The following is a 24,958-nucleotide window of genomic DNA, read 5'->3' as shown; positions in this document are numbered from 1 at the left end:
GGTTGGGGCAAGATTGGCGCAAGTGCGTCACCTTACCGTGACGCGCATGAATTTCTCCCCTTGTCTTGCGGCTGTGTTGGCTGCCCTCCTGTGCGCACCTGCGGCATCGGCACTGTCCCTGCAGGAGGCGCAGCGCGCCATGGAAGCGCATAACCCGGACCTGCGTGCGGCGGCGCTGGAGCTGCGCGGGGTGCAGGGCGACGCGCAGGCCGCCGCGTTGCGGCCAGCGGCCGAGCTGTCGATCGGCAGCAGCAAGATCAGCCCGAAGCACGGCATCGGCCCGGGGCGCTGGCAGGACAAGCGGGTGGACAGCACGCTGGGCCTGGGCTGGACCTGGGAGCGCGGTGGCAAGCGCGCATTGCGCATCCGCCAGGCCGATGCACTGCTGGAAGTGGCCGGGCTGGAGATGCTCGATACCCGGCGCCGGCAGCAGGTAGCGCTGCATGAGGCCTACTTCGGCCTGAAGCGCGCGCAGGAGCGGGTGCAGATTGCCGAGGCCAATCGCCAGAGCTCGGCCGAACAGATGGCGGCAGCCGACAAGCAGGTTGCCACCGGGGCGATGGCGCCGGTCGACCGCGCGCGGCTGGCGGTGGACGACCTGGCGGTGGCCGACGCGGCGCGCGAGGCAGTGCTGGATCTGCGTGATGCGCGGCATGCGCTGGGCCTGCTGCTCGGCCGTGACGACAGCGGTGACCTGAGTGCCGATGATCCCTGGCCCGACCCCGCAGCCGTTGCCGCAACGCGTGCGTTCGATCCGCAGCAGCGTGCCGATCTGCGTGCGGCGCGTTCGCGCCTGGCCGCGGCCGATGCCGGTGTAGCACTGGCGCGCAGCGAGCGCCATCGCGACGTCCAGCTGGGCGTGGAAGCCGAACGCGAGCCGACCGACATCAGCGGCGTCACCTGGGGCGTGTCGCTGACCATCCCGCTGGGCGGCCCGTCGCGTGCACGCGGCGCGATCCAGCGTGCCGAGGCCGACCGTGACAGTGCCGCGCTGGAACTGCAGGTGCTGCAGCGCGAAGCGCGCGCCGAACTGGACCAGTTGCAGGCCAGCGCGCAGTCCGCCGCGCAGCGTCGCAGCGACTATGAAGGGCTGCAGTCCGACGCTGCACGCAAGGCGGTGCGGGGCATCGAACTGGCCTATCGCCGCGGTGCCGCCAGCCTGACCGATCTGCTGGATGCGCGCCGTAGCTGGCGCGACTTCGAGGCTGCGCTGATCGAGGCGCGTGCCGACCATGCCATTGCGTTGGCGCGCTGGGAAGCGGCCACATCCGTTGCTGAAGGAGAGTCCTGATGAAGTCCACTGTCGCCCATCGCCTGCGGGCGCGACACGCCGTGCTGCCGGCCTTGCTGGCGCTGGCGCTGCTGGGTGGCTGCGGCCGCGAGCCGGCCTCGTACATCGAGGACGCGCCGCAGATCAGCGGCGGCCAGATCCAGTTTCCGGCCGGCAGTCGCCAGCTGGACGTGCTGCGCAGCGAGGCGGTAACCGCCGGCGCCAGCGCCAGCCTGCAGCTGCCGGGTCGGGTGGACTGGGACGAGACCCGCTCCAGTGCACTGCGCACGCCATTGGCGGGGCAGGTGGCGCGTATCGATGCGCAGCCGGGGCAGAAGGTGAAGGCGGGCCAGGTGATCGCCTGGATCACTTCGCCCGAGTTCGGCCAGGCCCAGGCCGACGGCGTGCGCGGCCGCGCCGAACTGCAACAGGCCCGCAGGGAACTGGATCGCATCCGCGAGCTGCATGCGGCGGGTGTGGCATCGGGCCGTGAACTGGACGAGGCCGAGGCCAACTTTGCCGGCAGCCAGGCCGATCACGCGCGTGCGACCGCCTTCGCCAAGGCGTATGGCAATGGCCTGCACGTCGACCAGCGCCTGCCGCTGCGCGCCCCCATCGACGGCGTGCTGGTGGAACGGCGGATGAGCCCGGGCATGGCGGTCAGCCCCGACAGCGAACAGCCGTTGGCAGTGATTGGCGATCCGGACCGCTTGTGGTTGCTGCTGGATGTTCCCGAGAGCCAGGCAGGGCGCTTGAGGGCGGGCATGCAGGTGAGCCTGGCCGGCGCCGATGGACGGCCGCTGCAGGCGACCCTGCAGCACGTGGATGACTTCGTCGACAGCGAGCGCCGCGTGGTGCAGGCGCGCGCCGAGCTGGACAACCGGGCACGGGCATTCAAGGCCGGCCAGTACGTGCGTGCGCAGGTCGCGTTGCCGGCCGAGGGCGGTGTCTCGCTGCCCGACGCTGCGGTGCTGCTGATCGACGGCAAGCAGGTGGTGTTCGTGGAGGAAGCAAAGGGCCGCTTCGTGCGCCATGCCGTGCACGCCGAGGAACTGGGTGACGGCCGCCTGTGGGTGCGTGAAGGCCTGGCGGCGGGCAGCAGGGTGGTGGTCGAGGGGGGCCTGCTGCTGCAGCAGCTGGTGGACAGCGCGCCGGCAGCCGCCAGCACCGGCACGGGGCACGCCGCCCCATGATCGATCGCCTGATTGCCTATTGCCTGCGCCAGCCACTGATGGTGATGCTGGCGCTGCTGCTGTTCATCGGCGCTGGCATTGCTGCGTTCCGCGTGTTGCCGGTGGAGGCCTTCCCGGATGTATCCGATACCCAGGTGACGGTCGTATCGCTGCACCCGGGCCGCGCCGCCGAAGAGGTCGAGCGCGAGGTGACGATGCCGCTGGAAGTGGCGCTGTCCGGCATTCCGCATTCGGTGCGGTTGTTCTCGCATACCCAGTTCGGCCTGTCGATGATCATCCTGACCTTCGACGACAAGGCCGATGACTACTTCGCGCGCCAGCAGGTGCTGGAGCGCCTGCAGGGCGTGGAGCTGCCGGAAGGGGTAACCCCGGAGCTGGAGGCGATGAGTTCGGCGGTGGGTGAGATCTACCGGTACGTGCTGAAAGGCCCGCACATGACGCCGACCCAGTTGCGCACCGTGCAGGAATGGACGATGGAGCGCAGCCTGCGCACCGTGCCGGGCGTGGCCGATGTGATCAGTTTCGGCGGCTTCGCGCGCACCTTCCAGGTCAAGCCGGACCTGGACAAGCTGCGTGACCGTGGCATCAGCCTGGGTGAGTTCGCCGAGGCGCTGGAGAAGGGCAGCTCGAATGCCGGCGGCGGCTACGTGGAACGCGGCCAGCAGCAGTTCCTGATCCGTGGCGTGGGCCTGATGCGTTCGCCGGCGGACATCGGCAACGTGGTGGTTGCGCAGCGCGGGGGCACGCCAATCCTGGTGCGCGACCTGGCCGGCATTGCCGACACCGGCCTGCCCCGGCAAGGCCTGGTCGGCCAGGACGACAATGACGATGCGGTGTTCGGCATGGTGCTGATGCGCAAGGGCGAGAATCCGTCCGACGTGCTCGACGCCCTGCATGCGCGCATCGCGGAGATCGAAGCCAACCAGCTGCCGCACGGGGTCAGCATCGAGCCGTTCTACGACCGCTCGTGGCTGGTCTCGACCACGCTGAAAACCGTCTTCCGCAACCTCCTGGAAGGCGCGGTGCTGGTGTTCCTGGTGCTGTGGCTGTTCCTGTACAACGCCCGCGCCGCACTGATCGTGGCGGCGATGATGCCGCTTGCGCTGCTGTCGACCTTCCTCGGCCTGCATCTGTGGGGCGTGCCGGCCAACCTGCTGTCGCTGGGGGCGATGGACTTCGGCATCATCATCGATGGCGCGGTGATCGTGACCGAGCACATCGTTTCGCGGCTGTCGAAGCTGCCCTCCGCAGCCGACCGGAAGGCGAGGTTCTCGACCATTCTTTCAGCTGCATCGGAGGTGGGGCGGCCGACGTTCTTCTCGATGCTGATCATCATCGCCGCGCACATCCCGATCTTCACCCTGCAGCGACAGGAAGGCCGCATGTTCGCGCCGATGGCGTACTCGGTGACCTCGGCATTGATCGGTGCGTTGATCCTCGCACTGACCGTAGTGCCGCTGTTCTGCTACTGGTGGCTGCGGCGCGACCGCATGCGCGATGGCAATCCACTGATGGACCGCCTGACCGGCTGGTACAAGCCGATCCTGGAACGCGCACTGGCCCGCCCGCGTGCGGTGGTACTGACTGCGGTTGCGCTGCTGGTCGGCACGCTGGCGCTGGGCACCCGGTTGGGTTCGGAGTTCCTGCCCGAGCTGGACGAAGGATCGATCTGGCTGACCGCCACGCTCGACCCGAGCACCAGCCTGGCCGAGGCGCAGCAGCAGTCGCGGCGCATCCGCGAGCTGGTCGGCACCTTCCCGCAGGTATCGACGGTGGTGGCCAAGCTCGGGCGCCCGGAGGATGGCTCCGATGCCAAGGGTGCCAACCAGATCGAGGCGCTGGTGGCGTTGAAGCCGGAGGAAGAGTGGCCGAAGGGCGTGGACAAGCGGCAGCTGGTGAGCGATCTGCAGCGCACGCTGGAGCAGCGCATTCCAGGGCCAGAGTTCTCGATCTCGCAGCCGGTGCGCGACAACATCCTGGAGAGCATCTCGCAGATCAAGGGCCAGGTGGTGATCAAGGTGAGTGGCTCGGATCTGGACGTGCTGAACCAGCAGGCGCAGGCGATCCTGGCCCAGGTGCGTGCGGTGGACGGCGTGGAAAGCGCGTTCATCGATCGCGACGGTTCGCTGCCGCAGCTGCAGATCGACATCGACCGCGACCGCGCCGCGCGCTATGGCTTGAACGTGCGCGACATCGACGCGGTGATCGAGACTGCACTGGGCGGGCGCCAGGTCGGCGAGCTGTGGGAGGGTGACCGCAGGTTCCCGATCACCCTGCGCCTGGACGATGCCGATCGTGACCTGCAGCGGCTGCGCACGGTCCCGGTCGGCATCGGCGATGGCCACACGGTGACACTGTCCGACGTGGCCGAGTTCCGCATGGCCAGCGGCGCGATCAACATCTCACGCGAGAACGCACAGCGGGTGAAGGCAGTGAGCATCTTCATCGCCGGGCGTGACATGGGTAGCGTGGTGGCTGACATGCGCAAGCGCGTGGAGGCCAGCGTGCAGTTGCCGGAAGGCTACCGGCTGGAGTGGTCCGGCGAGTTCGAGAACCAGCAGCGTGCGATGAAGCGGTTGGGCTGGGTGATTCCGCTGTCGGTGCTGATCATCTTCGTGCTGCTGTTCGATGCCTTCAAGGACATCGGCAGTGCCGCGCTGATCCTGGCCAACGTGCCGTTGGCGATGATCGGCGGCATCCTGGCCCTGTGGTTGACCGGCATCCCTCTGTCGGTGTCGGCGGCGATCGGGTTCATCGCGTTGTTCGGGCAGGCGGTACTGAACGGGGTGGTGATGCTCAGTCGCTTCGCCCAGCTGCGCGAGCAGGGCATGGACCTGCTGCAATCCGTGGTGCAGGGCTCGCTGCAGCGCCTGCGCACGGTGCTGATGACCGCGCTGCTGGCGATGTTCGGTTTGCTGCCGATGGCGACCTCGCATGCGATCGGTGCCGAGACCCAGAAGCCGCTGGCGGTGGTGGTGATCGGTGGCCTGCTGTCGGCGATGCTGCTGACCCTGCTGGTACTGCCCACGCTGTACTACTGGGTACACCGGCGCCGCGAGGACCGTAGCGCCTGACCCAACTGTAGAGCCGAGCCCACGCTCGGCTGCGTCTGGCCTTCGCGCGAAGAGCAGCCGAGCGTAGGCTCGGCGCTACCGAATCCCCGCGCCACGCGCAGATGCGATCCACGCCATGCGTGGATGCCGTCCGCGCGACCTACACCATCCCACCGTTGGCGCGCAGTACCTGGCCATTGATCCATCCGCCATCGGCACCGGCCAGGAAGGCCACCGCACCGGCGATGTCCTCTGGCGTACCCAGCCGCTCCAGGGGGGGCATCTTCGCCAGCCGCTCGATCAGCTCCGGCGATTTTCCATCCAGGAACAGCTCGGTAGCGGTCGGGCCCGGCGCCACGGCGTTCACGGTGATGTTGCGCCCGCGCAGTTCCTTGCTGAGGATCGCGCCCATCGTCTCCACCGCCGATTTGCTGGCCGCATACACGCTGTAGTTCTCCAGCCGGGTCCCGACCACGCTGGTGGACAGCGTGACGATGCGCCCGCCGTCGCGCACCCGTCGTGCACTTTCGCGCAGCACATTGAAGGCGCCCTTGAGGTTGATGCCGATCACCCGCTCGAACAGGGCATCGTCGGTGTCGGCCAATGGTGCCAACTGCAGTACGCCCGCGCTGTTGACCACCACGTCGATGCCGCCGAAGCGGACTTCGATGGCATCGAACAGCCGCCGCACCGCCTGCGGATCGGCGACATCGGCCTGAAGCGCGATGGCCTGCGCGCCGGCTGCGCCGAGTTCGGCCGCCAAGGCTTCGGCGTCGCCGCGGCGGCCCGCATAGTTGATCGCGACCGCGTGGCCGTCGGCGGCGAGCCGGCGGGAGATGGCGGCGCCGATGCCACGGGAGCCGCCGGTGACCAGGGCGACAGAGCGGGCGGGGGAGAGGGTCATGGTGGCTTCCACTGGGGCACGCCGGAGCGGCGCAGGGCCATCTTCGCGCCATCGCACGTTCGGATAATCCTGCATAATCCGCCAACATCATCCGGATAGCCGAACAATGGACCGCTTCACGGCCATGCGCGCCTTCGTCCGTATCGTCGAGCGCCGTAGCTTCACCCGGGCCTCCGAGGACCTCGGGCTGCCGCGCGCCACGGTGACCGACGCGATCAAGGCGCTGGAACAGCGGCTGGGCGTGCGCCTGCTGCACCGGACCACGCGGCAGGTGGTGCCGACGCTGGAAGGCGAAGCCTTCTACGGGCGATGCCTGCGCCTGATCGCCGACATGGACGATGCCGAGGCCGCGTTCCGTGACGCGCCGCCGCGCGGCCCGTTGCGCATTGAAGTGCACGGCACGCTGGGCCGGCACCTGCTGTTTCCGCAGCTGCCGGACTTCCTGCAGCGCTACCCGGAGATCGAACTGGACATCAGCGAAGGCGACCGCTATGTCGACCTGCTGCGCGAAGGCGTGGATGCGGCGTTGCGGGTGGGGACGCTGGCCGACAGCGATCTGGCGGCGCGCCGGTTGACGATGCTGCGCGAGGTGACGGTGGCCTCGCCAGGCTATGTGCAGGCCAGGGGCGCCCCGGGCAGCATCGATGCCCTGCAGGACGGCCACCAGATGGTCGGCTACCGCTCCAGCGCCAGCGGCCAGCTGATTCCGCTGGAGTTCCAGCAGGATGGGCAGGTGCGGTACCTGCCGCTGCCGGCGCGGGTGCGTGTGTCCGGCGCGGATGCGTTCCTCGGGGCCGCGCTGGCAGGCCTGGGCATCATCCAGGCACCTCGCTACCGGATGGACCCGTATATCGCGCGCGGGCAGCTGGTCGAGCTGTTGCCTGAGACACCGCCGACGCCAAGCCCATTGAGCCTGGTCTACCCGCGCAACCGCACGCCGTCGCCACGGTTGCGGGTGTTCATTGACTGGGTGGCCGGGGTGTTCGACTCGTCCGAGGGTGCCGGCCAGCGGCCGGCACTACCGACGCAGCACGCGAAGCTGTCCGACCGCAGGGGGTAGTGCCGGCCGCTGGCAGGCATCACAGCGCTGCCAACGACCCCTGCATGCGATGGAAACTGCCATCGGTGGCGGTGAACCAGGCCAGCGAACGCCCGCCGACGAAGTCATCGACATGCACCACCGTTGCGCCATCGGCTTCCTGCCACGAAATGGCATAGACCCCTTCGCTGATCTGCTGCCACTCGCAGGCGGCTTCGCCCTGCGCACCGGCATAGGCGCCGGAGACGATGGCGTACTGCACGTGGCGGCCATCGGCGCTGTAGATGTTGTCAGCGGCCAGGCCGTCATAGCGGACGCGGAAGCGGCGGCCGGCGAACAGCGGCAAGGCGGGGGCAGTGTTCATCGGATCGCCACCGGGTTGATGTTGACCTGGGTCGAGCCGACATACAGCGGTTGGCCGAGCACGAACAGGAATTCCCAGGCCTTGTCTCGGACCAGGGCACGGGCGTCGATCAGCTCCAGGTTGTAGATGCCGCGCTTGGCCAGCATGTACTGGTTGACCGGAAATTCCTCGGCACCGTTCGGGTTCGGGTAGACCTCCGAGGCCCAGGTGTCGCCACCGAAGGCGACGATGCCCTGGTCGGCCAGCCACTTCGCCGCCTCCATGCCGATACCCGGTTCCACTTCCAGGAATTGCGTGTTGTCCTTGCCGATCAGTTCCAGCCAGCCGGTGTTGAACAGCACCACGTCGCCCTTGCGCAGGCTCAGGCCCTGCTTCTTCAGCACGGCCTGGATGTCGGCCACGGTGAACTCGGTGCCGCCGGGCACGATCGCCTTGCCGTAGTGCGCGGTCATGTCCAGCAGCACACCGCGGGTGACCATCGGCGGCACCTTCTCGACGCCGAGCTTGCGCACGCCGTCGACGGTGACGAAGTCGGCGGCCTTGTTGCCGTTGTAGTAGACGTTGTCGATGCCGATATGGCCGATCCCATTGAGCTGGGTGCCGACGCCGGTCCACGCGTTCACCAGTTCATCGTTGAAGGTGAACCTGTTGGGGCCCAGCGACCTGCCGGCCTGCTGGCCGACCTGCACGTTGTACAGGCGGAAGCTGCGGTGGCGGAACGCGGGCAGGTTCTTGTCCACCGGCACCGCCAGCGGATAGGTCTTGCCGGTCCTGACCAGCGAGACCGCGCGCTTGACCACATCCGCGGTCAGCAGGTTGGCCGCGCCGATCTCATCGTTGGCGCCATAGGCAGAGGGATACCAGTCCTCGGCGGTGGCCTGGAAAGACAGCGGTAGGGTAGCCAGTGCAAGCGCGGCCAGGGTCTTCATCTTCATGGCAAAGCTCCGGTAACGGTCAGGCCGCCGCGGCGGCGCCGGCATGGGCCGGGAAGTGCGGCAGCACGTACTCGGCGATTTCGTGGAAGGTCTCGGCCAACGGCCGTTCGTTGCGGCGGAACTGCAGGCCGATGTGGTCAACGCCGGCGGCCTGCAGGGCATTCAGTTCGGACAGCAGGGCGTTGCGGCCACCGCGCAGGCCGAAGCGCCAGCGCTGGGGCGGAGCATCAGCATCGGCGAGCAGGTCCAGGTGGATGAAGCTGGCATAGGGCTTGTTGCCCGCCACGGCACGCCAGGCCGCCACGCGTTGCGCATGGTCCTGTGGCGTGCCCGGGTAGGCCAGGCAGCCGTCCATGTGCTGGCCGATCCACGCCGGTTGCTGCTGGGCCAGGCCGGCCACGAACAGCGGCAGGGCCGGGCCATCCGCGGGCAGCACGTCCAAGCCCTGCGGCAGGTGGGCGGCGGCGCCTTCGCGCAGCAGTGCGATCTGCTCGCGGAAACGGCTGCCACGGCTGTCGAAGTCGCGGCCGAACAGTGGGTACTCCACCGGGCGATCGCCACTGGCCACGCCCAGCAGCAGGCGATCGCCGCTGAGCCGCTGCACGCTGCGCGCCGACTTCAGGGTCAGCAACGGCTCGCGGATCGGCAGCACCACCGCACCGGTACCCAGCAGGATGTGCTCGGTGATGCCGGCCAGGTAGCCGAGGTAACTGAACACCTCGAACACCTGCGCCGCATCGCCGAAGGCCGGGTCGTACACCGGCACGTCGCGTACCCACAGCGCGCGGAAGCCGAGGCGGTCGGCCAGCCGTGCCAGTTCCGCATGGCGCTGCAGGTCCGGTTCGCCAGGCAGGCGTCGCGCGTCGCGTCGCGCCTGTTCGCCCAGCGGCGTCCAGTCATTGTCCAGCGGTGCTTCGATGCCAATGCTGAAGCCACCGGCCTGCAGACGCGTCAACGCACTGCCCATGGCCAGGCTCCTCAGTCCCAGGCCGGGGCCAGGCCCGGCGGATCGACTTCGCGCCCGTTGCGGTCAAGCGCAGCGATCGCGGCCATGTCATCGGCATCCAGGTGCAGGTCCTGGGCAAGCAGGTTGCTGGCCAGGTTCTCGCGCTTGGTCGAGGACGGGATGACCGCGTAACCCAGTTGCAGTGCCCACGCCAGCGCGACCTGGGCCACGGTGGCCTGGTGCTTGTCGGCGATGGCGGCCAGCACCGGATCCTTCAGCACCTTGCCGTAGGCCAGGGTCATGTAGGAGGTCACGGTGATGCCCTGGTCCTGCAGGAAGGCGGTCAGTGCCGGGTTCTGCAGGTACGGGCTCAGTTCGATCTGGTTGGTGGCGATCTCGCCGGCGCCGACCACCTCGATGGCCTGCCGGGTCAGTTCGATGTTGAAGTTGGACACGCCGATCTGGCGGGTCAGGCCCAGCGTCTTGGCTTCGGCCAGTGCGGTCATGTACTCGCGCACCTCAACGCCATTGCCCGGCGCCGGCCAGTGGATCAGCAGCAGGTCGACGTACTCGGTGCGCAGCTTGGCCAGGCTGTCGCGCAGGCTCGGGATCAACCTGTCGGCGGCGTAGTTGTCGACCCAGATCTTGGTGGTCAGGAACAGCTCGTCGCGCGGGACGCCGGATTCGGCGATGGCCTGGCCGACCTCGGCTTCGTTGCCGTAGATCTGCGCCGTGTCAACCGCACGGTAGCCGACGTCGAGGGCGTTGCGCACCGAGTCGATGACGGTCTGGCCGGTCAGGCGGAAGGTGCCGACGCCAAAGGAAGGAACGCTCATGATGGACTCCAGGGACTTCGTAGAGAGCCGGCGGGCTCGGGACAGGGCGAAGTGTGGGCGCTTTACATTTGTTGATTAAGCCGTGTATACGGGAAATGCTTTTGCAGCGAGGTAAATAATGAAAACCACCCTGGATGAGCTGAAGGCCTTCGTGGCGGTGGTCGATGGTGGCTCGATCACGGCGGCGGCCGAGGCGCTGGAGCTGACCATCTCGGCCACCAGCCGCACCCTGGCGCGGTTGGAGGACAAGCTGCAGACCACGCTGCTGCGGCGGACCACGCGGCGGCTGGAGCTGACCGAGGAAGGCGCGGCGTTCCTGGAGTACGCGCGCACGATCCTGGCCACGGTCGACGAGGCCGAGGAACAGATGGCCGCGCGGCGGCTGCAGCCGGTCGGGCGCCTGCGCGTGGACGCCGCCACGCCGTTCATGCTGCACGTGATCGTGCCGCTGCTGGAGGGCTTCCGCGAGCGCTACCCGCAGGTGGAGCTGGAGCTGAATTCCAACGAGGGCATCACCGACCTGATCGAGAAGCGCACCGACGTGGCGTTCCGCATCGGCGTGCTGCGCGATTCGAGCCTGCATGCGCGGCCGATCGGCCACAGCCGCATCCGCGTGGTGGCCAGCCCCGAGTACCTGCGACGGCACGGCACGCCCACGCGGGTGGAGCAGCTGCGCGAGCACGACCTGCTGGGCTTCACCCAGCCCAGTTCGTTGAACGAATGGCCGCTGCAGGATGCCGATGGCGGTCCTTTCGTGATTGAGCCGGCGATTGCTTCGTCCAGTGGCGAGACACTGCGCCAGATGGCGGTGGCCGGGCTGGGCATCGCCTGCCTGTCCGACTTCCTGACCCGCCAGGATCGGCGTGACGGCCGCCTGGTGCAGTTGTTCGCCAGGCAGACGCAGGAGGTGAGGCAGCCGATCAACGCGGTGTACTACCGCAACACCGCGCTGGCCGCGCGCATCACCTGTTTCGTCGACCACGTGACGCAGACGCTCGGCCAGCGTCCGTTTGACGAATAAGGCGGGGTAGAGCCGGCCGCTGGCCGGCTTCCGGGTCCCCGGGGCTGCCGGCCAGCGGCCGGCACTACCGACTGCGCATCATCTGTTGCGTGGCCCATGTACGGATGGGTAGCGCCGGCCGCTGGCCGGCGTTATCGCTTGTGCAGCGCGCGCCGGTTCGCGATGTGCGCGCATGCCAGCAGCACACCACCCACGGCCGTCGCCAAGCCGTGCCAGAGCAGCGATTCCTTCAACGGTAGGTACAGCGAGGACGACAGCAGCAGGATGGCGCCGACGCACGCCAACCGCAGGGGGCGCCAGTACCGATGCCGATGCGCTCCGGCCGAGGTACTCACCAAGGCAAGCGACGAGGCCAGCAACGCGAACAGCCACTCCCAGCGCGACATCATCAGCAGCAATGTCATTGCGCCATGGCCGGGATGCTGGAACGAGCGCAGCGCCATCATCGCGGCCGGCACGAAGGCCAGCAGCAGGGGCAGGGCGATGCAGTGGGCGGCGCAGGCCAGCGACAACCAGGCGCCGGCAAGATCGAAGCGGGGGTGCCAGCGTGCCGAACGTGGCGGCTGGGCCAGGGCCCTTGCGGGCGTCGTGGGGATGTGGTCCATAATGTTACATAGTAACAATCGGAGCCTCCCCAATGAAGCGTTCTGCTGCTCTTTTCCTGCTGCTGGCGGCCAGCACCGCGCAGGCCCATGACGTCCGCCAGTTGGGTGTGCATGTGCACGGCCAGGCCACCGTCGATGTTGCGCTTGACCAGCAGACGCTGGAATTCGTCCTGCAGGCCCCCGGCATCGGCATCCTCGATTTCGAGCGGCCGCCGGCCAACGCAGCCGAGCAGGCCGCGCTGGCGCGTGCGACTGCGCTGCTGCAGAGCGGCAGCTGGGTCACCCTGCCAACCGCGGCGGGCTGCCGTCTTTCCGGCAACGATGCCAAGGCCGAGGGCTTCGATGCGCCGGCTGCCGCGCCGCCGTCAGGCAGGCACCGGCACGCGGGTTTCAGCGCAACGCTGCAGTACCACTGCGCCAGGCCGGCCGAGCTGCGGGCCATGGTCGTGCGCCTGCCCGCACTGTTCCCGGGCCTGCACGAAGTGATCGTCAACAGCGCCACCGCACGTGGCCAGAACCGCAGCGTGCTGACCACGGACAACCTGCGCGTGGTGCTGGCACCGTGAGCATGCCACCGGTGATCGCGCTGGATGGCGTGCAGTTCGGCTATGGCCGGCGCCTGGTGCTGGACGTGCCGCGGCTGTGGATCGAGCAGGGCAGCAGTGTGCTGCTGCGCGGAATCAGCGGTGGCGGGAAGAGCACGCTGCTGGGCCTGCTGGCGGGCGTGTTGCTGCCCGGCAAGGGCAGCGTCGAGGTCGCCGGCCACGCGCTGCAGGCGATGCGCGGCGCCGCGCGCGACCGCTTCCGCGCCGATCACCTGGGTGTGATCTTCCAGCAGTTCAACCTGCTGCCGTTTCTCAGCGTGCGCGACAACATCGCGCTGGGTCTGCGCTTCTCCCGCGTGCGCAGCGCGCGCATCAGCGGCCCGCTGGATGCCGAGATCGCCCGCCTGCTGCAGGCCCTGCAGCTTGACCCGGCGCTGATGCCGCGGCGCGCGGGTACGCTCAGTGTCGGTCAGCAGCAACGCGTGGCGGCGGCGCGCGCCCTGATCGGCCGCCCGGCGTTGCTGCTGGCCGATGAGCCGACCTCGGCGCTCGACCGCGACGCCGCCACTGCGTTCCTGCAGCTGATGTCGGCGCAGTGCCAGGCGTCCGGCACCACCGTGCTGGTGGTCAGCCATGACGACAGCCTGCAGCCGTTGTTCGACCGCACGATTGCCCTGTCTCAGATCAACCAGGCAGGTGCCGGCCATGCTTGAGCTTGCCTGGGCCAGCCTGCGCAGCCGTGCGTTGAGCGTGGGCCTGACCGTGCTGGTCATCACCCTCAGCGTGGTGCTGCTGCTGGGTGTCGAGCGCGTGCGCACGCAGGCACACGAAGGCTTCGCCAGCACCGTGTCCGGTACCGACCTGATCGTCGGTGCGCGTTCGGGGCCGGTGAACCTGCTGCTGTACTCGGTGTTCCATATCGGTGACCCGACCAACAACGTGTCCTGGCAGTCCTACCAGGCGCTGTCCGCGTTGCCGCAGGTGACGTGGGCGGTGCCGCTTTCGCTGGGCGATTCCTGGCGCGGCTACCGCGTGGTCGGTACCAGCGATGGCTATTTCGAGCATTACCGCTATGGCGCCGGGCATGCGCTTGCGTTCGCCAATGGACGGCCGTTCGATGACCTGTATGACGTGGTGATCGGTGCCGAGGTGGCGCAGGCACAGAAGGTCGTCCTCGGCGATGAGATCGTGCTGGCGCACGGTACCGGCGCGGTCACGCTGGCCACGCATGCCGACAAGCCGTTCCGTGTTGCCGGCATCCTGCAGCGCACCGGCACGCCGGTGGATTCGTCGCTGCTGGTCTCGCTGGCGGCCATCGAGGCGATCCATGTCGATTGGCGCTCGGGCGTGCAGCTGCGCAGCCAGAGTGTGAGCGCCGAGCAGGCGCGTCATCTGGACCTGACCCCGACCAGCATCACCGCCTTCATGCTGGGCTTGAATTCGCGCATTGCCACGTTCTCGGTACAGCGCAGGATCAACGAGTATCCGGACGAGGCGATGCTTGCGATCCTGCCCGGCGTCACGCTGCAGCAGCTATGGCAGTCGCTGGGCACCGTCGAGCGGGCGCTGCGGCTGATCAGCGCGATGGTGGTGGCACTGGGCATGGTCTCGCTGGTGGCGCTGCTGGTCTCGACCCTGCAGGAGCGGCGGCGCGAGATGGCGATCCTGCGTGCCGCCGGGGCACGGCCGGGTTACATCGCCAGCCTGCTGGTGGTGGAAGCGGTGGCGACCAGTGCGGTGGCGTGCGTGCTGGCCCTGTCGCTGCTGGTGGTCGCCAGCATTGCCGGGCGCGGCTGGGTACTGGCCACCTTCGGACTGTCGATCACCCATGCCTGGCCGGATGGCCGGGAATTGGCATGGGTGGCGGGTGTGCTGCTGATCAGCGCGGTAGCGGGGCTGGTGCCGGCGTTGCTTGCTTACCGGCGCACCTTGACCGATGGCCTTTCAGCGGGAGGCTGAGCATGCGATGGATGCGGGTAGTGCCGATGGTGCTGGCGCTGGCCGCCTGTGAGCGGCCGGTGGATACCGGCGTACAGGCCTTGCCACCCTCGCCGGTTGTCGACCGCGATGGCCCAGCGGGCGCGGCGGAGCAGGAGCTGGACTGGTTGCAGATGATGCCGAAGGATGAGCTGGCCGCACTGGAGCGGGGGGAGGGCCCGGAGGTCGAGCACAACGGCAACCGGCGCATGCCGCAGTTCGGCACCTTCCGCACGGTGGACACGGTCCTGCAGCGGCCGGTGCGCCTGCCAGGCTACGTGGTACCGCTGGCCAATGCGCAGGACGGGCGGCTGACCGAATTCCTGTTCGTGCCGTACTACGGCGCCTGCATCCACGTGCCAGCACCGCCGCCGAACCAGATCGTGCACGTGGTGCTGCCACGCCCGATCGAGATGCCGGACATGTACTCGCCGTTCTTCCTGGCCGGCACCCTGCGTGCGGAACGGCTGGATGATGATCTGGCCGGCTCGGCCTACACCATGCGCGATGCGGAGCTGAGGCCGTATGAACCGTAGCCTCCTTTTGCTCACGCTGGGATGCCTGTGGCTGGCGGGCTGTACGTCGCCGGGCGGCGATGCCGTGGTGGTCACGCCGCAGGACAAGCCGGCGCCCTCCGCCACGGCCGAAGCCCCCATTGACCGCTGGGACGCGCTGCGGCCCGACGAAGTGACCTATCAACGCCCACCCCCGCAGATCGGCCTGTCACGCAATGGCATGGACGGGGTGGGCGGGCTGATCGACGACACCGGCTCCGGCACGCCACCGGGACAGCAGATCGATCATTCCAGCCCGGACCGCGCAAGACAGTTCGGTTCTTCGCAGGTGGTCGATGCTGCCGATGGCCGCGCGGTGGACCTGGATGGCTACGTGGTACCGCTCGGCACCAACGATGCCGGCTTGGTTGATGAACTGCTGTTCGTACCGTTCTACGGTGCCTGCATCCACGTGCCGCCACCGCCGCCGAACCAGATCATCCACGTGACCCTGGCGACGCCGATCACGCTGGGCGGTCTGTGGGATCCGTACCGCCTTGTCGGCCGCCTGCAGGTGAAGCGCTTCGACGCGGACATCGCCAGCGCCTCCTACGATGCTGCCGCGGCCACGCTGACGGCGATCCACAATTGATGCGCCGGCGCTGGATCATTGCTGCGGGGATGCTGCTGGGCGCACTCGTGCTGCTGGTGTGGTGGCAGCGCGCCCCCACCGCGCCGCCGTCGGTCGCATTTCCGGCGCCTTCTTCCGATGCCCGCCAGCGCATCGAACAGCGCCTGGCTGATGACCACGCGTTCCGCAACGACGTGCTGTTCCTGCTCGCGGCCACAGTGCGCGACCGCTGCCAGCCAGCGCAGGCCGGGCTGCTGGCACGCATGGCCAATCGTGCGTCGCTGCCGGTGCTGGCGGCGGTCAGTGCGGTGACCCAGCAGGATCCATCGCTGGACCGGCCGATTTACCAGTACATCCAGCATCGTGCCGATGCGACGCCGTGCGGCCAGCCGCTGCAGCTGCCGCTGGCCGGTGGGCGCAGCATGGCGGTGGACATCGAACAGTACGCGCGCACGTTCCCGGACAGCTATTTCGACCCGCAGCGCAGCAGCGAACCCCGGGATTTCGGCGCGCGGTCGCTGCAGCAGCGCGCCGGCAATGCCTGCAACAGCGTGGTGTATTCGGTGCTGCCGCTGGGTGGCACCGACTGGCGGTGCAGCAGCCTGCGCGCGAATGCCCGTGCGCGGGTGCGCGGCCTGTGCGAGGACGAGCTACGCCGCCAGCATGGGAGCACGGGTGGGGAGCTGGACACGGCCGTCGGGCAGGGCATGCAGGCATCGGTGGTATCGGCGATTGCCGCGTTACCGGAAGACTGCCGGTGATGATCTGTGACACCGGCCATGGGCCGGCATGAAGGCGCGGCAACATGAACATTGGCCGGCCCCCAATCTGAACCAGTGGCGTTGTTGTCATAACTATACAGGACATCCGGTATAGTTATGGCTGTAATCTACCCCATCAGGTTCTCCCATGGCTTTGTCCCAGCCCTTGGCCGGTGCTCCGGCCCTGTCGCCTGCCCGTCGCTGGGCACTGTTGTTCACCGTCGCCGCTGGCCTGTTGCTGGTTACGCTCGACAACTCCGTGCTCTACACCGCACTGCCCACCCTGACCGAGGAACTCTCGGCCAGTGCCGGCCAGGCGCTGTGGATCATCAATGCCTATCCACTGGTGATGGCCGGCCTGCTGCTGGGCGCGGGCACGCTGGGCGACCGTATCGGACACCGTCGCATGTTCCTGATCGGCCTGGTGGTGTTCGGCGTCGCCTCGCTGGCAGCGGCGTTCGCCGACTCTGCAGCGCAGCTGATTGCCGCACGTGCGTTGCTGGCGGTCGGCGCGGCCGCGATGATGCCGGCCACGCTGGCGCTGATCGGCCTGAGCTTCCACGAAGCGCGCGAACGCAACATCGCCATCGCCATCTGGGGGGCGGTGGCCATCGTCGGTGCGGCGCTCGGTCCGATCATCGGCGGCTGGCTGCTGCAGCACTTCTGGTGGGGCTCGGTATTCCTGATCAACGTGCCGGTGGTGGTGATGGCGCTGGTGGCCACGCTGCTGCTGGCGCCGGAAGGCCAGCGCGATACCTCGCGGCCGTGGGACCTGGTTTCGTCGCTGCTGGCATTGGCTGCGCTGTCCGGCCTGGTGCTGGCGATCAAGTCGCTGATCGCTACGCCGCCGTCGTATGCGCTGGGCGCAGGCGCGCTGCTGTTGGCCGTCATCAGCGGCGCAGCGTTCGCACGCCGCCAGCATCAGCTGCCGTACCCGCTGCTGGACTTCGCGATCTTCCGCAACCCGGCGTTCCTGGCCGGCACGCTGTCGGCAGTGTTCACCCTGTTTGCGATGGCCGGCCTGCAGCTGGTCACCACCCAGCGCTTCCAGCTGGTGGCGGGCTTTACGCCGCTGCAGGCGGGCCTGCTGGTGTCAGTGGCGGCGCTGGGCAGCCTGCCCAGTGCGCTGCTGGGCGGCAGCATCCTGCACCGGGTGGGCCTGCGCCCGCTGATCTGCGGCGGCCTGGCCGCAGGTGCGCTGGGCGTCGGCGTGGTGGCGTTCGGCTTCCCGCACGGCCTCGGCTGGGTGGTCGCCGGCATGGCGATCACCGGCTTCGGCATGGGTTCGGCCATCTCGGTGGCGTCCACCGCCATCCTCAACAACGTGCCGGCGCACCGTGCGGGCATGGCGTCATCGGTGGAAGAGGTGTCCTACGAGTTCGGTGGCCTGCTGGCGGTGGCGATGCTGGGCAGCCTGAGTGCCGCGATGTACAGCGCGTTCCTGCCGGTCTCGGCCGATATGCCCGCGCTTGCCCGCGAGGGTTTCACCCAGGCGCTGCATGCCGCGCGCGAGAGCGGGCAGGGTGATTGGTTCGCACTGGCTGCGGCGGCATATGACCGTGGCTACCAGATCGTGCTGCTGGTGATCACGGCGGTACTGGCGCTGGGCGCGACGATCATCGCGCGCCTGCTGCGTGGGCGCGTCGGCAGCCGCGAGGGCGCGGCCGATCGCGTAAAATGACGCGATGAGAACCAGCAAGCGCGACCGCATCCTCGACGCCGCCGTCAACGTGATCAATCGTGATGGCGTGCGCGCGGTGACCTTCGAGTCGGTGGCGGCCGAGGCCAAGCTGACCCGCGGCGGCCTGCTGTACCACTTCCCGTCGCGCGAGGCGCTGCTGCGCGGGATCGACGAGCACCTGGTGCAGGCCTGGGAGGCGTCGATGGAAGCGTTGCTGGGCAAGACCGCCGACCAGGCCACTGCGCTGGAGCGTTACCAGACCTTCGTGCGCGTGTCGGCCCAGAGCGCCACCCGTGCCGAACTGATGTTCATGCTCGAATCGGCCGACCCGGAGGCCGGCGAGCGTCCGTGGGGCCCGGCGGTTCAGCGCTGGGCACCGTCCGCGCCGGAGCCCGGGAATGTGGATCCGACGACGCTCGACAATTTCGTGGCGCGGCTGGCCGCCGATGGCCTGTGGATCTACGAGGCAATGTACGAAGGGCAGCTCGATGAAGGCGTGCGCGCCCGCGTTGCCGAGCGCATCGCCGGGCTGCTGGCGAAGTCGGATGGAACGTCCAGTTGAGCGGCCAGCCGGCGCGCCGACATCGCCCGTGGTAGAGCCGACCGCTGGTCGGCTGCCCTCCGGTCAGACAACGAAAATCCCGCGCGTCGCGCGATAGTCGACCAGCGGTCGACTCTACCCCTCATCCATTTACCCAGCCTGTGCTGCGCTCGCGGCCAACCACGCCCTGGGCGACGCCCCCAGCCGCTTGCGGAACGCCTTCGACAACGACGCGGTATCGGCAAACCCCACCTCGACCGCCACCTGCTTGACTGCCACGCCGCCCCGCAGTTGCGCGCAGGCCAGGCTCAGCCGCCAGTCCAGCAGATAAGCGGCCGGCGTCGCCTGCATCACCTCCTTGAACACGGCCGCGAACGCGCTGCGCGACATGCCGGCAGTCGCGGCCATGCGCGGCAGCGTCCATTCATCCTGCGGTGCCTGGTGCATCGCCACCAGCGCGCGGGCCAGACGCGCATCGGACAACCCACGCATCAGCCCATGACTGACGCCGGCCGCATCCGGGTGGTCCACCACCCAGCGCAGGACCTGGATCAGCGCCACCTCGAACAGACGGTTGGTCAGCAGCCGGGAACCGCAGCGCTGGCGATCGGCCTCGGCGAACAGCAGGTGCAGGGTGTCCTCCAGTTCGCCGATCGCCGCCAGCGGTACCACCATCACCGGCGGCAGCGACTGCACGATCGGATTGCGTGCACCACCATCGAAATCCAGCGTGGCGCAGGTGAAATCCGGGCCATCCAGCGGCGCATTGAAGAACACATGGTGCAGCGGCTGCGGGTACAGCAGCAGGCTGGGTGTGTCGATCTTCAACCGGGGCAGCGCGATATCGCTGTCGGGATGACGGACCTCCATTTCACCCTGGCGCAGGATATGCAGGAACGCACGACCGGGCTGCGGCTCGAAGACATGCTGCCCGCACAGCGGGCCACTGTGGAACAGCGCCGCCTGCACCCGGAAGCGTTCCAGCAGGGAGGAGAGGCGATCTGGCGCAGCGGCGGCGGCGGGCATGCTCATGGACGTATGGACAACATGTGCGGCGAATTGCCACTGATGCGTCCGGCGAGTCTACCTAGGATGAGCGGGTCGTCCAATCCCGGGCGCTTTCCCAAGGAGATCCACCATGTCCCGTGTCCCCCTGATCGATGCCGCCAACACCACCGCCGACCGCCAGGCCCTGCTGGGCCAGGTCCACGCCGCCTTCGGCGCCACCCCGGCCATGTTCCGCGCGGTGGCCAACTCGCCGGCCGCCCTGCAGAGCATGTGGGCTTCGTTCGGCGCGCTGGGTGGCGGTCGCCTGTCGCCGCTGCTGGGCGAGCAGATCGCCGTGGCCATTGCCAACCGCAATGCCTGCGAGTACTGCCTGGCCGCGCACACGGCATTGGGCCGCAAGGCCGGCGCCAGCAGCGGGCAGATGGCCGCCGCGCAGATCGGCCAGTCCAGTGACCCGGCTACCGCCGCTGCCCTGGACTTCGCGCTGAGGGTGGTCGAGCAGCGTGCGCAGATCGCCGAGGGCGATGTGCAGGCGCTGCGCGCGGCCGGCTTCGACGATGAGCAGATCGTGGAGATCCTCGCGCATGTGGCGCTCAACCTGTTCACCAACTACGTCAACGTCGCGTTCGACGTGCCGGTGGACTTCCCGAAGGTCGCGCTGCGCTGAGGTCTACCGGGCCGGGGGCGCTGTGCTCCCGGCCATCTTCAGCAGGCGTGACCGTCGTCCGCCTGCAGCCGGTCAGCATGGGTATACACATTGAACCCGCTCTCCCGCGCGAACCCGACCAGGCACAGGCCGGCGCTGCGGGCCAGGTCGATCGCCAGCGCGGTCGGTGCCGACACCGCGGCCAGCACGCTGGCACCGGCGCGCACCGCCTTGCTGACCATTTCGTAGCTGGCCCGGCTGGAAATCACCAGCAGGCCGCCTTCAATGGCGTGTTCGTTGTGATGCAGGGCGCCGATCAGCTTGTCCAGCGCATTGTGGCGACCCACATCCTCGCGTACCCAACCGATGCGCCCACTGGCGTCGGCCCAGGCGGCGGCATGGGTGGAGCCGCTTGCCGCATTCATCGGCTGGTGCTGCGTCAGCGCGGCCAGCGCGCGCTGCAGAGCGGCGGGCGAGTAGCTGCGTCGCTCGCGGATCTGCGGCAGTGGACGCAGCACTTCTTCCAGCTGGCGGGTGCCGCACAGGCCACAGCCACCACGGCCGGGCAACAGGCGGCCATTGGCCGGGTCCAACTCGGCACCGGGTGCCTCCCCGGCCACGGTCATCTGCAGTTCGATGCCTTCCAGCTGTGGGCGGATGTCGATCGACAGCAGCTGCGAGGGCGCAGCAATCAGTCCCTCACTGAGCGAGAACCCGAGCGCAAAGTCCTCCAGGTCGCAGGGCGTGGCCATCATCACCGCGAAGGCGGCGTCGTTGTAACGCAGTGCGACCGGCACTTCCTCAGCGACCACGTCGACCAGCGGCTGTCGCCCCTCGCTGCGCCAGCGCTGCAACGGACGCTGGGCCGTGCCGGCAGGCGGGGTGTGCGGTGGGGTCGAATCAGGCATGCAGCGCGTCCGGGCTAGGGAGATACGCAGGTGGTGGACCACCCACGGCATCGAGAATAGCGCAGTGGCCATGCGCTGACGCAGGTGTAACCGTTGTCATGGCAGGCTGCGCTAAAACAGCCTCTACCCTCTGGCGAAGCCGCGCAGGCCGTGCTTGACTGTGCGGCTGGTCGTGCGATTGAAGCGCCGCCGGACTGCGATGTGCCCATTGTTGCCGCGTTCCTTCCGTAAGGTTCCCGAACATGTCCGAGCAGAAACCGCCGCGTTACAAGCCCTACAACCAGCCTGCCGGAGGCTGGGGTGCTGCCGGTGCCACCGCCAGGGTGCTGCTGCAGCAGAGTGTGATCGGCAAGGGGTCGAAGGCGCTGCTGGCGATGAACCAGCCCGGTGGTTTCAAGTGCCCCAGCTGTGCGTTCCCCGATGCCGACGAACGCAGGAAGCTGGAGTTCTGCGAGAACGGCGCGAAGGCACTGGCCTGGGAAGCTACGGAGTTCCGGGCCGGCCGCGAGTTGTTCGCCCGGCACACCGTGACCGAACTGATGGCGCAGACCGACTACTGGCTGGAGATGCAGGGCCGGCTGACCGAGCCGATGCGCTACGACGCAGCCACCGACCACTATGTGCCGTGCAGCTGGGACGATGCCTTCACACTGATCGGCCGCCACCTGCAGGCGCTGGACAGCCCGCACCAGGCCGAGTTCTACACCTCCGGGCGCACGCCCAACGAAGCCGCGTTCCTGTATTCGATCTTCGTGCGCGAGTTCGGCACCAATAATTTCCCGGACTGCTCGAACATGTGCCACGAGCCGACCAGCCGTGGCCTGCCGCCGGCCATCGGGGTGGGCAAGGGCACCATCGTGCTGCAGGATTTCGAGCACGCCGAGGCGATCTTCGTGATCGGCCAGAACACCGGCACCAATTCACCGCGGATGATGAGCAACCTGGTCGAGGCGCGTAAACGCGGCATCCCGATCGTGGCGGTCAATCCGATGCCCGAGCGTGCGCTGATCCGCTTTGCCGAGCCGCAGGACGTGGTGCAGATGGCCACGCTCGGTTCGACCGAGATCACCAGCGAGTTCGTGCATATCCGCATCGGCGGCGACCTGGCCCTGATCAAGGGCATGATGAAGGTGATGTTCGAGCGTGAAGCACAGGGCGAGCGCGTGCTCGACCATGATTTCCTGTCGGAACACACGGTGGGCCTGGAGGCGCTGCGCGAAGACGTGATGGCGCAGGACTGGGACCAGATCGTGCAGGTGTCCGGCATTTCGCAGGCGCAGATCCGTCGCTGTGCGGAGATCTACATCCGCTCCAATGCCACCGTGATCTGCTACGGCATGGGGCTGACCCAGCACCAGTATGGCTCGCGCCTGCTGCAGCAGGTGGCCAACCTGCTGTTGCTGCGCGGCAACTTCGGCAAGCCCGGTGCCGGCATCGGTCCGATCCGCGGCCACTCCAACGTGCAGGGCGACCGCACCGTCGGCATCGACGAGAAGCCCAAGCCGGGCTATCTCGACCGCGTGCAGCAGGTATTCGGTTTCGACCCTCCGCGCGAGCATGGCCACCATGTGGTCGAATCCATCGAGGCGATGCTGGCGGGCAGTGCCAAGGTGTTCATCGGCCTGGGTGGCAACTTCATCCATGCGGTGCCCGATACGCCGCGCGCGTACGAGGCAATGCGTGGGCTGGACCTGACCGTGGGCATCGCCACCAAGCTCAACCGTGGGCACCTGGTTCACGGCCGCGATGCGCTGATCCTGCCGGTGGTGGCGCGCTCGGAGCGCATCGTCACGCCGGCCGGCGAGCAGTTCGTCACCATCGAAGACGCGATGTCCAATGTGACCGCCTCGCGCGGCGTGCTCGAACCGGTCAGCGCCGATGTGTTGCCCGAGGTCGAGATCGTCTGCCGGATGGCGCTGGCCACGCTGCCCGACAGCAGGGTCGACTGGGCAGGCTGCATGCACGACTACGCACTCATCCGTGAGCTGATCGCTGCGGTGTACCCGGAGATCTACACCGGTTTCAACGAGCGCATCCAGCAGCCGCATGGTTTTCATCTGGACATCCCGCCGCGCCGCCGGGTGTGGCCCACGCCCAACGGCAAGGCCAACATCCTGGTGATGCCCGGCCTGGACGTGGACGATCCGGTGCACGATCCGGACATGTTGCGGTTGGCCACCGTGCGCTCGCACGATCAGTACAACACCACCATCTACAGCTACAACGATCGCTATCGCGGCGTGTACAACGATCGCATGGTGCTGTTCATGAACATCGAGGACCGGCTGGCGCGCGGGCTGGAGAAGGAAGCGCGGGTCATCCTGGAGACGATCAGCGGCGATGGCGTGCAGCGGCGCGTCGAGGGCCTGACGGTGCTGGACTACCCGATGCCGCGCGGCGCGCTGGCCGGCTACTACCCCGAACTGAACCCCTTGCTGCCGCTGGACTACTACGACCGCATCAGCGGCACGCCGGCGGCCAAGTCGATCCCGGTGCGGATGCGGGCGATGGCGGCGGTCGCCTAGCAGTGGATGAGTCCAATCCTATGGGCTTCCGGCATGTGGATTGGGTTCATCCAGAGCAAAGGAGCAACGGAAATAGTTGGCCGTATCCCGCCAAGCGCCAACGATCGGTTCCTGGATCTGCGCCAGCAGTTCACGGGCTTTGAGGGGATCATTGGCCTGGCAGGCGAAGTATGCGAATGATTGCAGGTTCCATGGCGAGGGATAACGTGACAGCACGTCTTCGAAGCCGCGTTTCATGGTCGGCCAGTTCACTTTCGACTCGGTGAACAAACGGTCCTCGTACTCCCGCTGCGAGGCAACCCAGTAGATACGGGCGTACAGCATGTATTGGTCCTGCGGTGGGGCCGCGGCCATGACCCTGCGTGCATAGGCTTCCAGGCCGGCCGGATCGCCGCCCCACTTCGGAGCGAAATAGCGCACGGCAGCAAAGTAGAGCGGGAAGTAACCCGGATAGCGCGCGATGCCTTCGTCATGCAATGCGAAGAAGCGGTCTGCATCCCAACTCTGTTCGATCGCCCGGTGTTCCATCGACTCGTACCAATACGGGTCCGTGCTGGCGATGTCCTTGTATTTCAGCAGGTAGTCAACGGCCTGCTGCTGCAGCGCGTTGAACGGCGCCCAGTCCTCTGCCTTCACCGTATTTGCATAGCCGGGGCCGCGGATGCTCCAGCCTTGGCGGCTGAGCATCTCAGCCATGGCCAGGCGCGCCGACGGCGACCTGGGGTAGCGCGAGATCCACGCCTGCACGAGCTTCTCGCGACCCTGCCAGTAGGCCGGGTCACGGTTCCTCATGCTGAAGACATAGCCGATGCCTACGTAGTACGCCGAAAGCTTCCAGACACCACTGCTGAAGTAGCGATCCGTATCCCGGTAACGACTGGCGAGTTGCTCCAGTCTGGCGAAATCCTGCTTCTCCAGCAGTTGCTGTGCCTGCCGGGAGACTTCAGCGCGTTCGCTTGCTTCATCTTCGCTTGGTTCTTCGGCGCCGGTGATGGTCGCGCACGACAACAGCAGCACCACAAGCAGTGTTCGCATGAATCCATTCATGAGGGGAACTCCGTGTCGGGGACAGGGG

Annotated in this window: 24 protein-coding genes; 15 read left to right on the top strand and 9 right to left on the bottom strand. The window is 67.9% G+C overall.

Features of this window, described 5'->3' with window-relative positions; genetic code table 11:
- Window positions 1–46: 46 nt before the first annotated feature.
- From ACMGRF_RS08990 to ACMGRF_RS08980, 3 genes are read left to right on the top strand one after another with little or no spacing between them, the layout of a single operon-like run.
- On the top strand, window positions 47–1,291 hold the full coding sequence (locus tag ACMGRF_RS08990; protein WP_049411546.1) for a TolC family protein: 1,245 nt from the start codon (window positions 47–49) through the stop codon (window positions 1,289–1,291).
- Window positions 1,291–2,463 (top strand): efflux RND transporter periplasmic adaptor subunit, encoded by a 1,173-nt coding sequence (locus tag ACMGRF_RS08985; RefSeq protein WP_049411544.1) that lies wholly within the window; start codon window positions 1,291–1,293, stop codon window positions 2,461–2,463. Before ACMGRF_RS08990 ends, ACMGRF_RS08985 begins: the two co-directional genes overlap by 1 nt.
- A complete protein-coding gene (locus ACMGRF_RS08980; protein WP_414485854.1) occupies window positions 2,460–5,537 on the top strand; it encodes an efflux RND transporter permease subunit in 3,078 nt (1,025 codons plus the stop codon). Before ACMGRF_RS08985 ends, ACMGRF_RS08980 begins: the two co-directional genes overlap by 4 nt.
- Window positions 5,538–5,676: 139 nt before the next feature.
- Here ACMGRF_RS08980 and ACMGRF_RS08975 read toward each other — a convergent pair whose 3' ends face one another.
- Entirely contained in the window at window positions 5,677–6,420 is a 744-nt protein-coding gene (locus ACMGRF_RS08975; protein WP_414485853.1) for an SDR family oxidoreductase, read from the bottom strand.
- Between the two features lie 106 nt (window positions 6,421–6,526).
- Here ACMGRF_RS08975 and ACMGRF_RS08970 point away from each other — a divergent pair, with 106 nt between their 5' ends.
- Window positions 6,527–7,480 (top strand): LysR family transcriptional regulator, encoded by a 954-nt coding sequence (locus tag ACMGRF_RS08970; RefSeq protein ID WP_414485852.1) that lies wholly within the window; start codon window positions 6,527–6,529, stop codon window positions 7,478–7,480.
- A gap of 19 nt (window positions 7,481–7,499) precedes the next feature.
- Here the strand turns inward: ACMGRF_RS08970 and ACMGRF_RS08965 are convergent, their stop codons facing one another.
- Genes ACMGRF_RS08965 through dkgB form a run of 4 tightly spaced genes read right to left on the bottom strand, consistent with a single transcriptional unit; the run spans window position 7,500 to window position 10,540 of the window.
- A complete protein-coding gene (locus ACMGRF_RS08965; protein WP_099487074.1) occupies window positions 7,500–7,823 on the bottom strand; it encodes a MoaF-related domain-containing protein in 324 nt (107 codons plus the stop codon).
- On the bottom strand, window positions 7,820–8,758 hold the full coding sequence (locus ACMGRF_RS08960) for a cyclase family protein (RefSeq protein WP_414485851.1): 939 nt from the start codon (window positions 8,756–8,758) through the stop codon (window positions 7,820–7,822). The genes ACMGRF_RS08965 and ACMGRF_RS08960 overlap by 4 nt, the downstream gene beginning before the upstream one ends.
- Window positions 8,759–8,777: 19 nt before the next feature.
- On the bottom strand, window positions 8,778–9,725 hold the full coding sequence (locus tag ACMGRF_RS08955; RefSeq protein ID WP_099487078.1) for a TIGR03571 family LLM class oxidoreductase: 948 nt from the start codon (window positions 9,723–9,725) through the stop codon (window positions 8,778–8,780).
- An 11-nt stretch (window positions 9,726–9,736) separates the two neighbouring features.
- Window positions 9,737–10,540, bottom strand: coding sequence for a 2,5-didehydrogluconate reductase DkgB (gene dkgB, locus ACMGRF_RS08950; protein ID WP_099487080.1), 804 nt, complete (start codon window positions 10,538–10,540; stop codon window positions 9,737–9,739).
- 118 nt (window positions 10,541–10,658) lie between these two features.
- Between dkgB and ACMGRF_RS08945 the strand changes: the two genes are divergently transcribed.
- On the top strand, window positions 10,659–11,561 hold the full coding sequence (locus ACMGRF_RS08945; protein ID WP_099487083.1) for a LysR family transcriptional regulator: 903 nt from the start codon (window positions 10,659–10,661) through the stop codon (window positions 11,559–11,561).
- A 131-nt stretch (window positions 11,562–11,692) separates the two neighbouring features.
- Here ACMGRF_RS08945 and ACMGRF_RS08940 read toward each other — a convergent pair whose 3' ends face one another.
- Complete coding sequence (locus ACMGRF_RS08940) at window positions 11,693–12,166, bottom strand: MerC domain-containing protein (RefSeq protein WP_414485850.1); 474 nt, start codon at window positions 12,164–12,166, stop codon at window positions 11,693–11,695.
- A 32-nt stretch (window positions 12,167–12,198) separates the two neighbouring features.
- On the opposite strand from ACMGRF_RS08940, the gene ACMGRF_RS08935 reads away from it, so the two are divergent.
- The 8 genes from ACMGRF_RS08935 (at window position 12,199) to ACMGRF_RS08900 (ending at window position 18,817) form a co-directional block, all read left to right on the top strand.
- Window positions 12,199–12,732: a ZrgA family zinc uptake protein gene (locus ACMGRF_RS08935; protein ID WP_099496033.1), complete on the top strand. Its 534-nt coding sequence runs from the start codon at window positions 12,199–12,201 to the stop codon at window positions 12,730–12,732.
- Complete coding sequence (locus ACMGRF_RS08930; RefSeq protein WP_049411725.1) at window positions 12,729–13,424, top strand: ATP-binding cassette domain-containing protein; 696 nt, start codon at window positions 12,729–12,731, stop codon at window positions 13,422–13,424. The genes ACMGRF_RS08935 and ACMGRF_RS08930 overlap by 4 nt, the downstream gene beginning before the upstream one ends.
- Window positions 13,417–14,670: an ABC transporter permease gene (locus ACMGRF_RS08925; protein WP_262223217.1), complete on the top strand. Its 1,254-nt coding sequence runs from the start codon at window positions 13,417–13,419 to the stop codon at window positions 14,668–14,670. Before ACMGRF_RS08930 ends, ACMGRF_RS08925 begins: the two co-directional genes overlap by 8 nt.
- 2 nt (window positions 14,671–14,672) lie before the next feature.
- Window positions 14,673–15,224: a DUF3299 domain-containing protein gene (locus ACMGRF_RS08920; protein WP_049411719.1), complete on the top strand. Its 552-nt coding sequence runs from the start codon at window positions 14,673–14,675 to the stop codon at window positions 15,222–15,224.
- Window positions 15,214–15,834 (top strand): DUF3299 domain-containing protein, encoded by a 621-nt coding sequence (locus ACMGRF_RS08915; protein ID WP_262223218.1) that lies wholly within the window; start codon window positions 15,214–15,216, stop codon window positions 15,832–15,834. The genes ACMGRF_RS08920 and ACMGRF_RS08915 overlap by 11 nt, the downstream gene beginning before the upstream one ends.
- Entirely contained in the window at window positions 15,834–16,574 is a 741-nt protein-coding gene (locus ACMGRF_RS08910; RefSeq protein ID WP_262223219.1) for a hypothetical protein, read from the top strand. Before ACMGRF_RS08915 ends, ACMGRF_RS08910 begins: the two co-directional genes overlap by 1 nt.
- 148 nt (window positions 16,575–16,722) lie before the next feature.
- Window positions 16,723–18,255 (top strand): MFS transporter, encoded by a 1,533-nt coding sequence (locus ACMGRF_RS08905; RefSeq protein WP_414485849.1) that lies wholly within the window; start codon window positions 16,723–16,725, stop codon window positions 18,253–18,255.
- A gap of 4 nt (window positions 18,256–18,259) precedes the next feature.
- On the top strand, window positions 18,260–18,817 hold the full coding sequence (locus ACMGRF_RS08900; protein ID WP_049411710.1) for a TetR/AcrR family transcriptional regulator: 558 nt from the start codon (window positions 18,260–18,262) through the stop codon (window positions 18,815–18,817).
- Between the two features lie 129 nt (window positions 18,818–18,946).
- Here ACMGRF_RS08900 and ACMGRF_RS08895 read toward each other — a convergent pair whose 3' ends face one another.
- Complete coding sequence (locus ACMGRF_RS08895; protein WP_049411708.1) at window positions 18,947–19,828, bottom strand: AraC family transcriptional regulator; 882 nt, start codon at window positions 19,826–19,828, stop codon at window positions 18,947–18,949.
- Between the two features lie 106 nt (window positions 19,829–19,934).
- Here ACMGRF_RS08895 and ACMGRF_RS08890 point away from each other — a divergent pair, with 106 nt between their 5' ends.
- On the top strand, window positions 19,935–20,471 hold the full coding sequence (locus tag ACMGRF_RS08890; RefSeq protein ID WP_049435501.1) for a carboxymuconolactone decarboxylase family protein: 537 nt from the start codon (window positions 19,935–19,937) through the stop codon (window positions 20,469–20,471).
- Between the two features lie 38 nt (window positions 20,472–20,509).
- On the opposite strand, the gene fdhD is transcribed toward ACMGRF_RS08890, so the two are convergent.
- Window positions 20,510–21,358, bottom strand: coding sequence for a formate dehydrogenase accessory sulfurtransferase FdhD (fdhD, locus tag ACMGRF_RS08885; RefSeq protein WP_049412776.1), 849 nt, complete (start codon window positions 21,356–21,358; stop codon window positions 20,510–20,512).
- Window positions 21,359–21,600: 242 nt separating this feature from the next.
- Between fdhD and ACMGRF_RS08880 the strand changes: the two genes are divergently transcribed.
- Entirely contained in the window at window positions 21,601–23,883 is a 2,283-nt protein-coding gene (locus tag ACMGRF_RS08880; RefSeq protein ID WP_414485848.1) for an FdhF/YdeP family oxidoreductase, read from the top strand.
- 18 nt (window positions 23,884–23,901) lie between these two features.
- Here the strand turns inward: ACMGRF_RS08880 and ACMGRF_RS08875 are convergent, their stop codons facing one another.
- The gene (locus ACMGRF_RS08875; protein ID WP_049410919.1) at window positions 23,902–24,930 is read right to left on the bottom strand and encodes a DUF4034 domain-containing protein; all 1,029 of its coding nucleotides are present in this window, start codon (window positions 24,928–24,930) and stop codon (window positions 23,902–23,904) included.
- Between the last annotated feature and the right edge of the window lie 28 nt (window positions 24,931–24,958).

The organism is Stenotrophomonas sp. EMP41, from assembly GCF_047495535.1.
Lineage (GTDB): Bacteria > Pseudomonadota > Gammaproteobacteria > Xanthomonadales > Xanthomonadaceae > Stenotrophomonas > Stenotrophomonas sepilia.
Note: the sequence above shows the minus strand (reverse complement) of the source record. Positions and strands in the feature narration are given on the sequence as shown.

Coding starts and splice junctions, on each gene's coding strand:
- ACMGRF_RS08900 (WP_049411710.1), top strand. CDS start 18,260: ATGAGAACCAGCAAGCGCGACCGCATCCTCGACGCCGCCGTCAACGTG.
- ACMGRF_RS08940 (WP_414485850.1), bottom strand. CDS start 12,166: ATGGACCACATCCCCACGACGCCCGCAAGGGCCCTGGCCCAGCCGCCA.
- ACMGRF_RS08945 (WP_099487083.1), top strand. CDS start 10,659: ATGAAAACCACCCTGGATGAGCTGAAGGCCTTCGTGGCGGTGGTCGAT.
- ACMGRF_RS08895 (WP_049411708.1), bottom strand. CDS start 19,828: ATGAGCATGCCCGCCGCCGCCGCTGCGCCAGATCGCCTCTCCTCCCTG.
- ACMGRF_RS08975 (WP_414485853.1), bottom strand. CDS start 6,420: ATGACCCTCTCCCCCGCCCGCTCTGTCGCCCTGGTCACCGGCGGCTCC.
- ACMGRF_RS08960 (WP_414485851.1), bottom strand. CDS start 8,758: ATGAAGATGAAGACCCTGGCCGCGCTTGCACTGGCTACCCTACCGCTG.
- fdhD (WP_049412776.1), bottom strand. CDS start 21,358: ATGCCTGATTCGACCCCACCGCACACCCCGCCTGCCGGCACGGCCCAG.
- ACMGRF_RS08890 (WP_049435501.1), top strand. CDS start 19,935: ATGTCCCGTGTCCCCCTGATCGATGCCGCCAACACCACCGCCGACCGC.
- ACMGRF_RS08985 (WP_049411544.1), top strand. CDS start 1,291: ATGAAGTCCACTGTCGCCCATCGCCTGCGGGCGCGACACGCCGTGCTG.
- ACMGRF_RS08935 (WP_099496033.1), top strand. CDS start 12,199: ATGAAGCGTTCTGCTGCTCTTTTCCTGCTGCTGGCGGCCAGCACCGCG.
- dkgB (WP_099487080.1), bottom strand. CDS start 10,540: ATGAGCGTTCCTTCCTTTGGCGTCGGCACCTTCCGCCTGACCGGCCAG.
- ACMGRF_RS08920 (WP_049411719.1), top strand. CDS start 14,673: ATGCGATGGATGCGGGTAGTGCCGATGGTGCTGGCGCTGGCCGCCTGT.
- ACMGRF_RS08955 (WP_099487078.1), bottom strand. CDS start 9,725: ATGGGCAGTGCGTTGACGCGTCTGCAGGCCGGTGGCTTCAGCATTGGC.
- ACMGRF_RS08915 (WP_262223218.1), top strand. CDS start 15,214: ATGAACCGTAGCCTCCTTTTGCTCACGCTGGGATGCCTGTGGCTGGCG.
- ACMGRF_RS08970 (WP_414485852.1), top strand. CDS start 6,527: ATGGACCGCTTCACGGCCATGCGCGCCTTCGTCCGTATCGTCGAGCGC.
- ACMGRF_RS08875 (WP_049410919.1), bottom strand. CDS start 24,930: ATGAATGGATTCATGCGAACACTGCTTGTGGTGCTGCTGTTGTCGTGC.
- ACMGRF_RS08990 (WP_049411546.1), top strand. CDS start 47: ATGAATTTCTCCCCTTGTCTTGCGGCTGTGTTGGCTGCCCTCCTGTGC.
- ACMGRF_RS08980 (WP_414485854.1), top strand. CDS start 2,460: ATGATCGATCGCCTGATTGCCTATTGCCTGCGCCAGCCACTGATGGTG.
- ACMGRF_RS08905 (WP_414485849.1), top strand. CDS start 16,723: ATGGCTTTGTCCCAGCCCTTGGCCGGTGCTCCGGCCCTGTCGCCTGCC.
- ACMGRF_RS08910 (WP_262223219.1), top strand. CDS start 15,834: ATGCGCCGGCGCTGGATCATTGCTGCGGGGATGCTGCTGGGCGCACTC.
- ACMGRF_RS08880 (WP_414485848.1), top strand. CDS start 21,601: ATGTCCGAGCAGAAACCGCCGCGTTACAAGCCCTACAACCAGCCTGCC.
- ACMGRF_RS08965 (WP_099487074.1), bottom strand. CDS start 7,823: ATGAACACTGCCCCCGCCTTGCCGCTGTTCGCCGGCCGCCGCTTCCGC.
- ACMGRF_RS08925 (WP_262223217.1), top strand. CDS start 13,417: ATGCTTGAGCTTGCCTGGGCCAGCCTGCGCAGCCGTGCGTTGAGCGTG.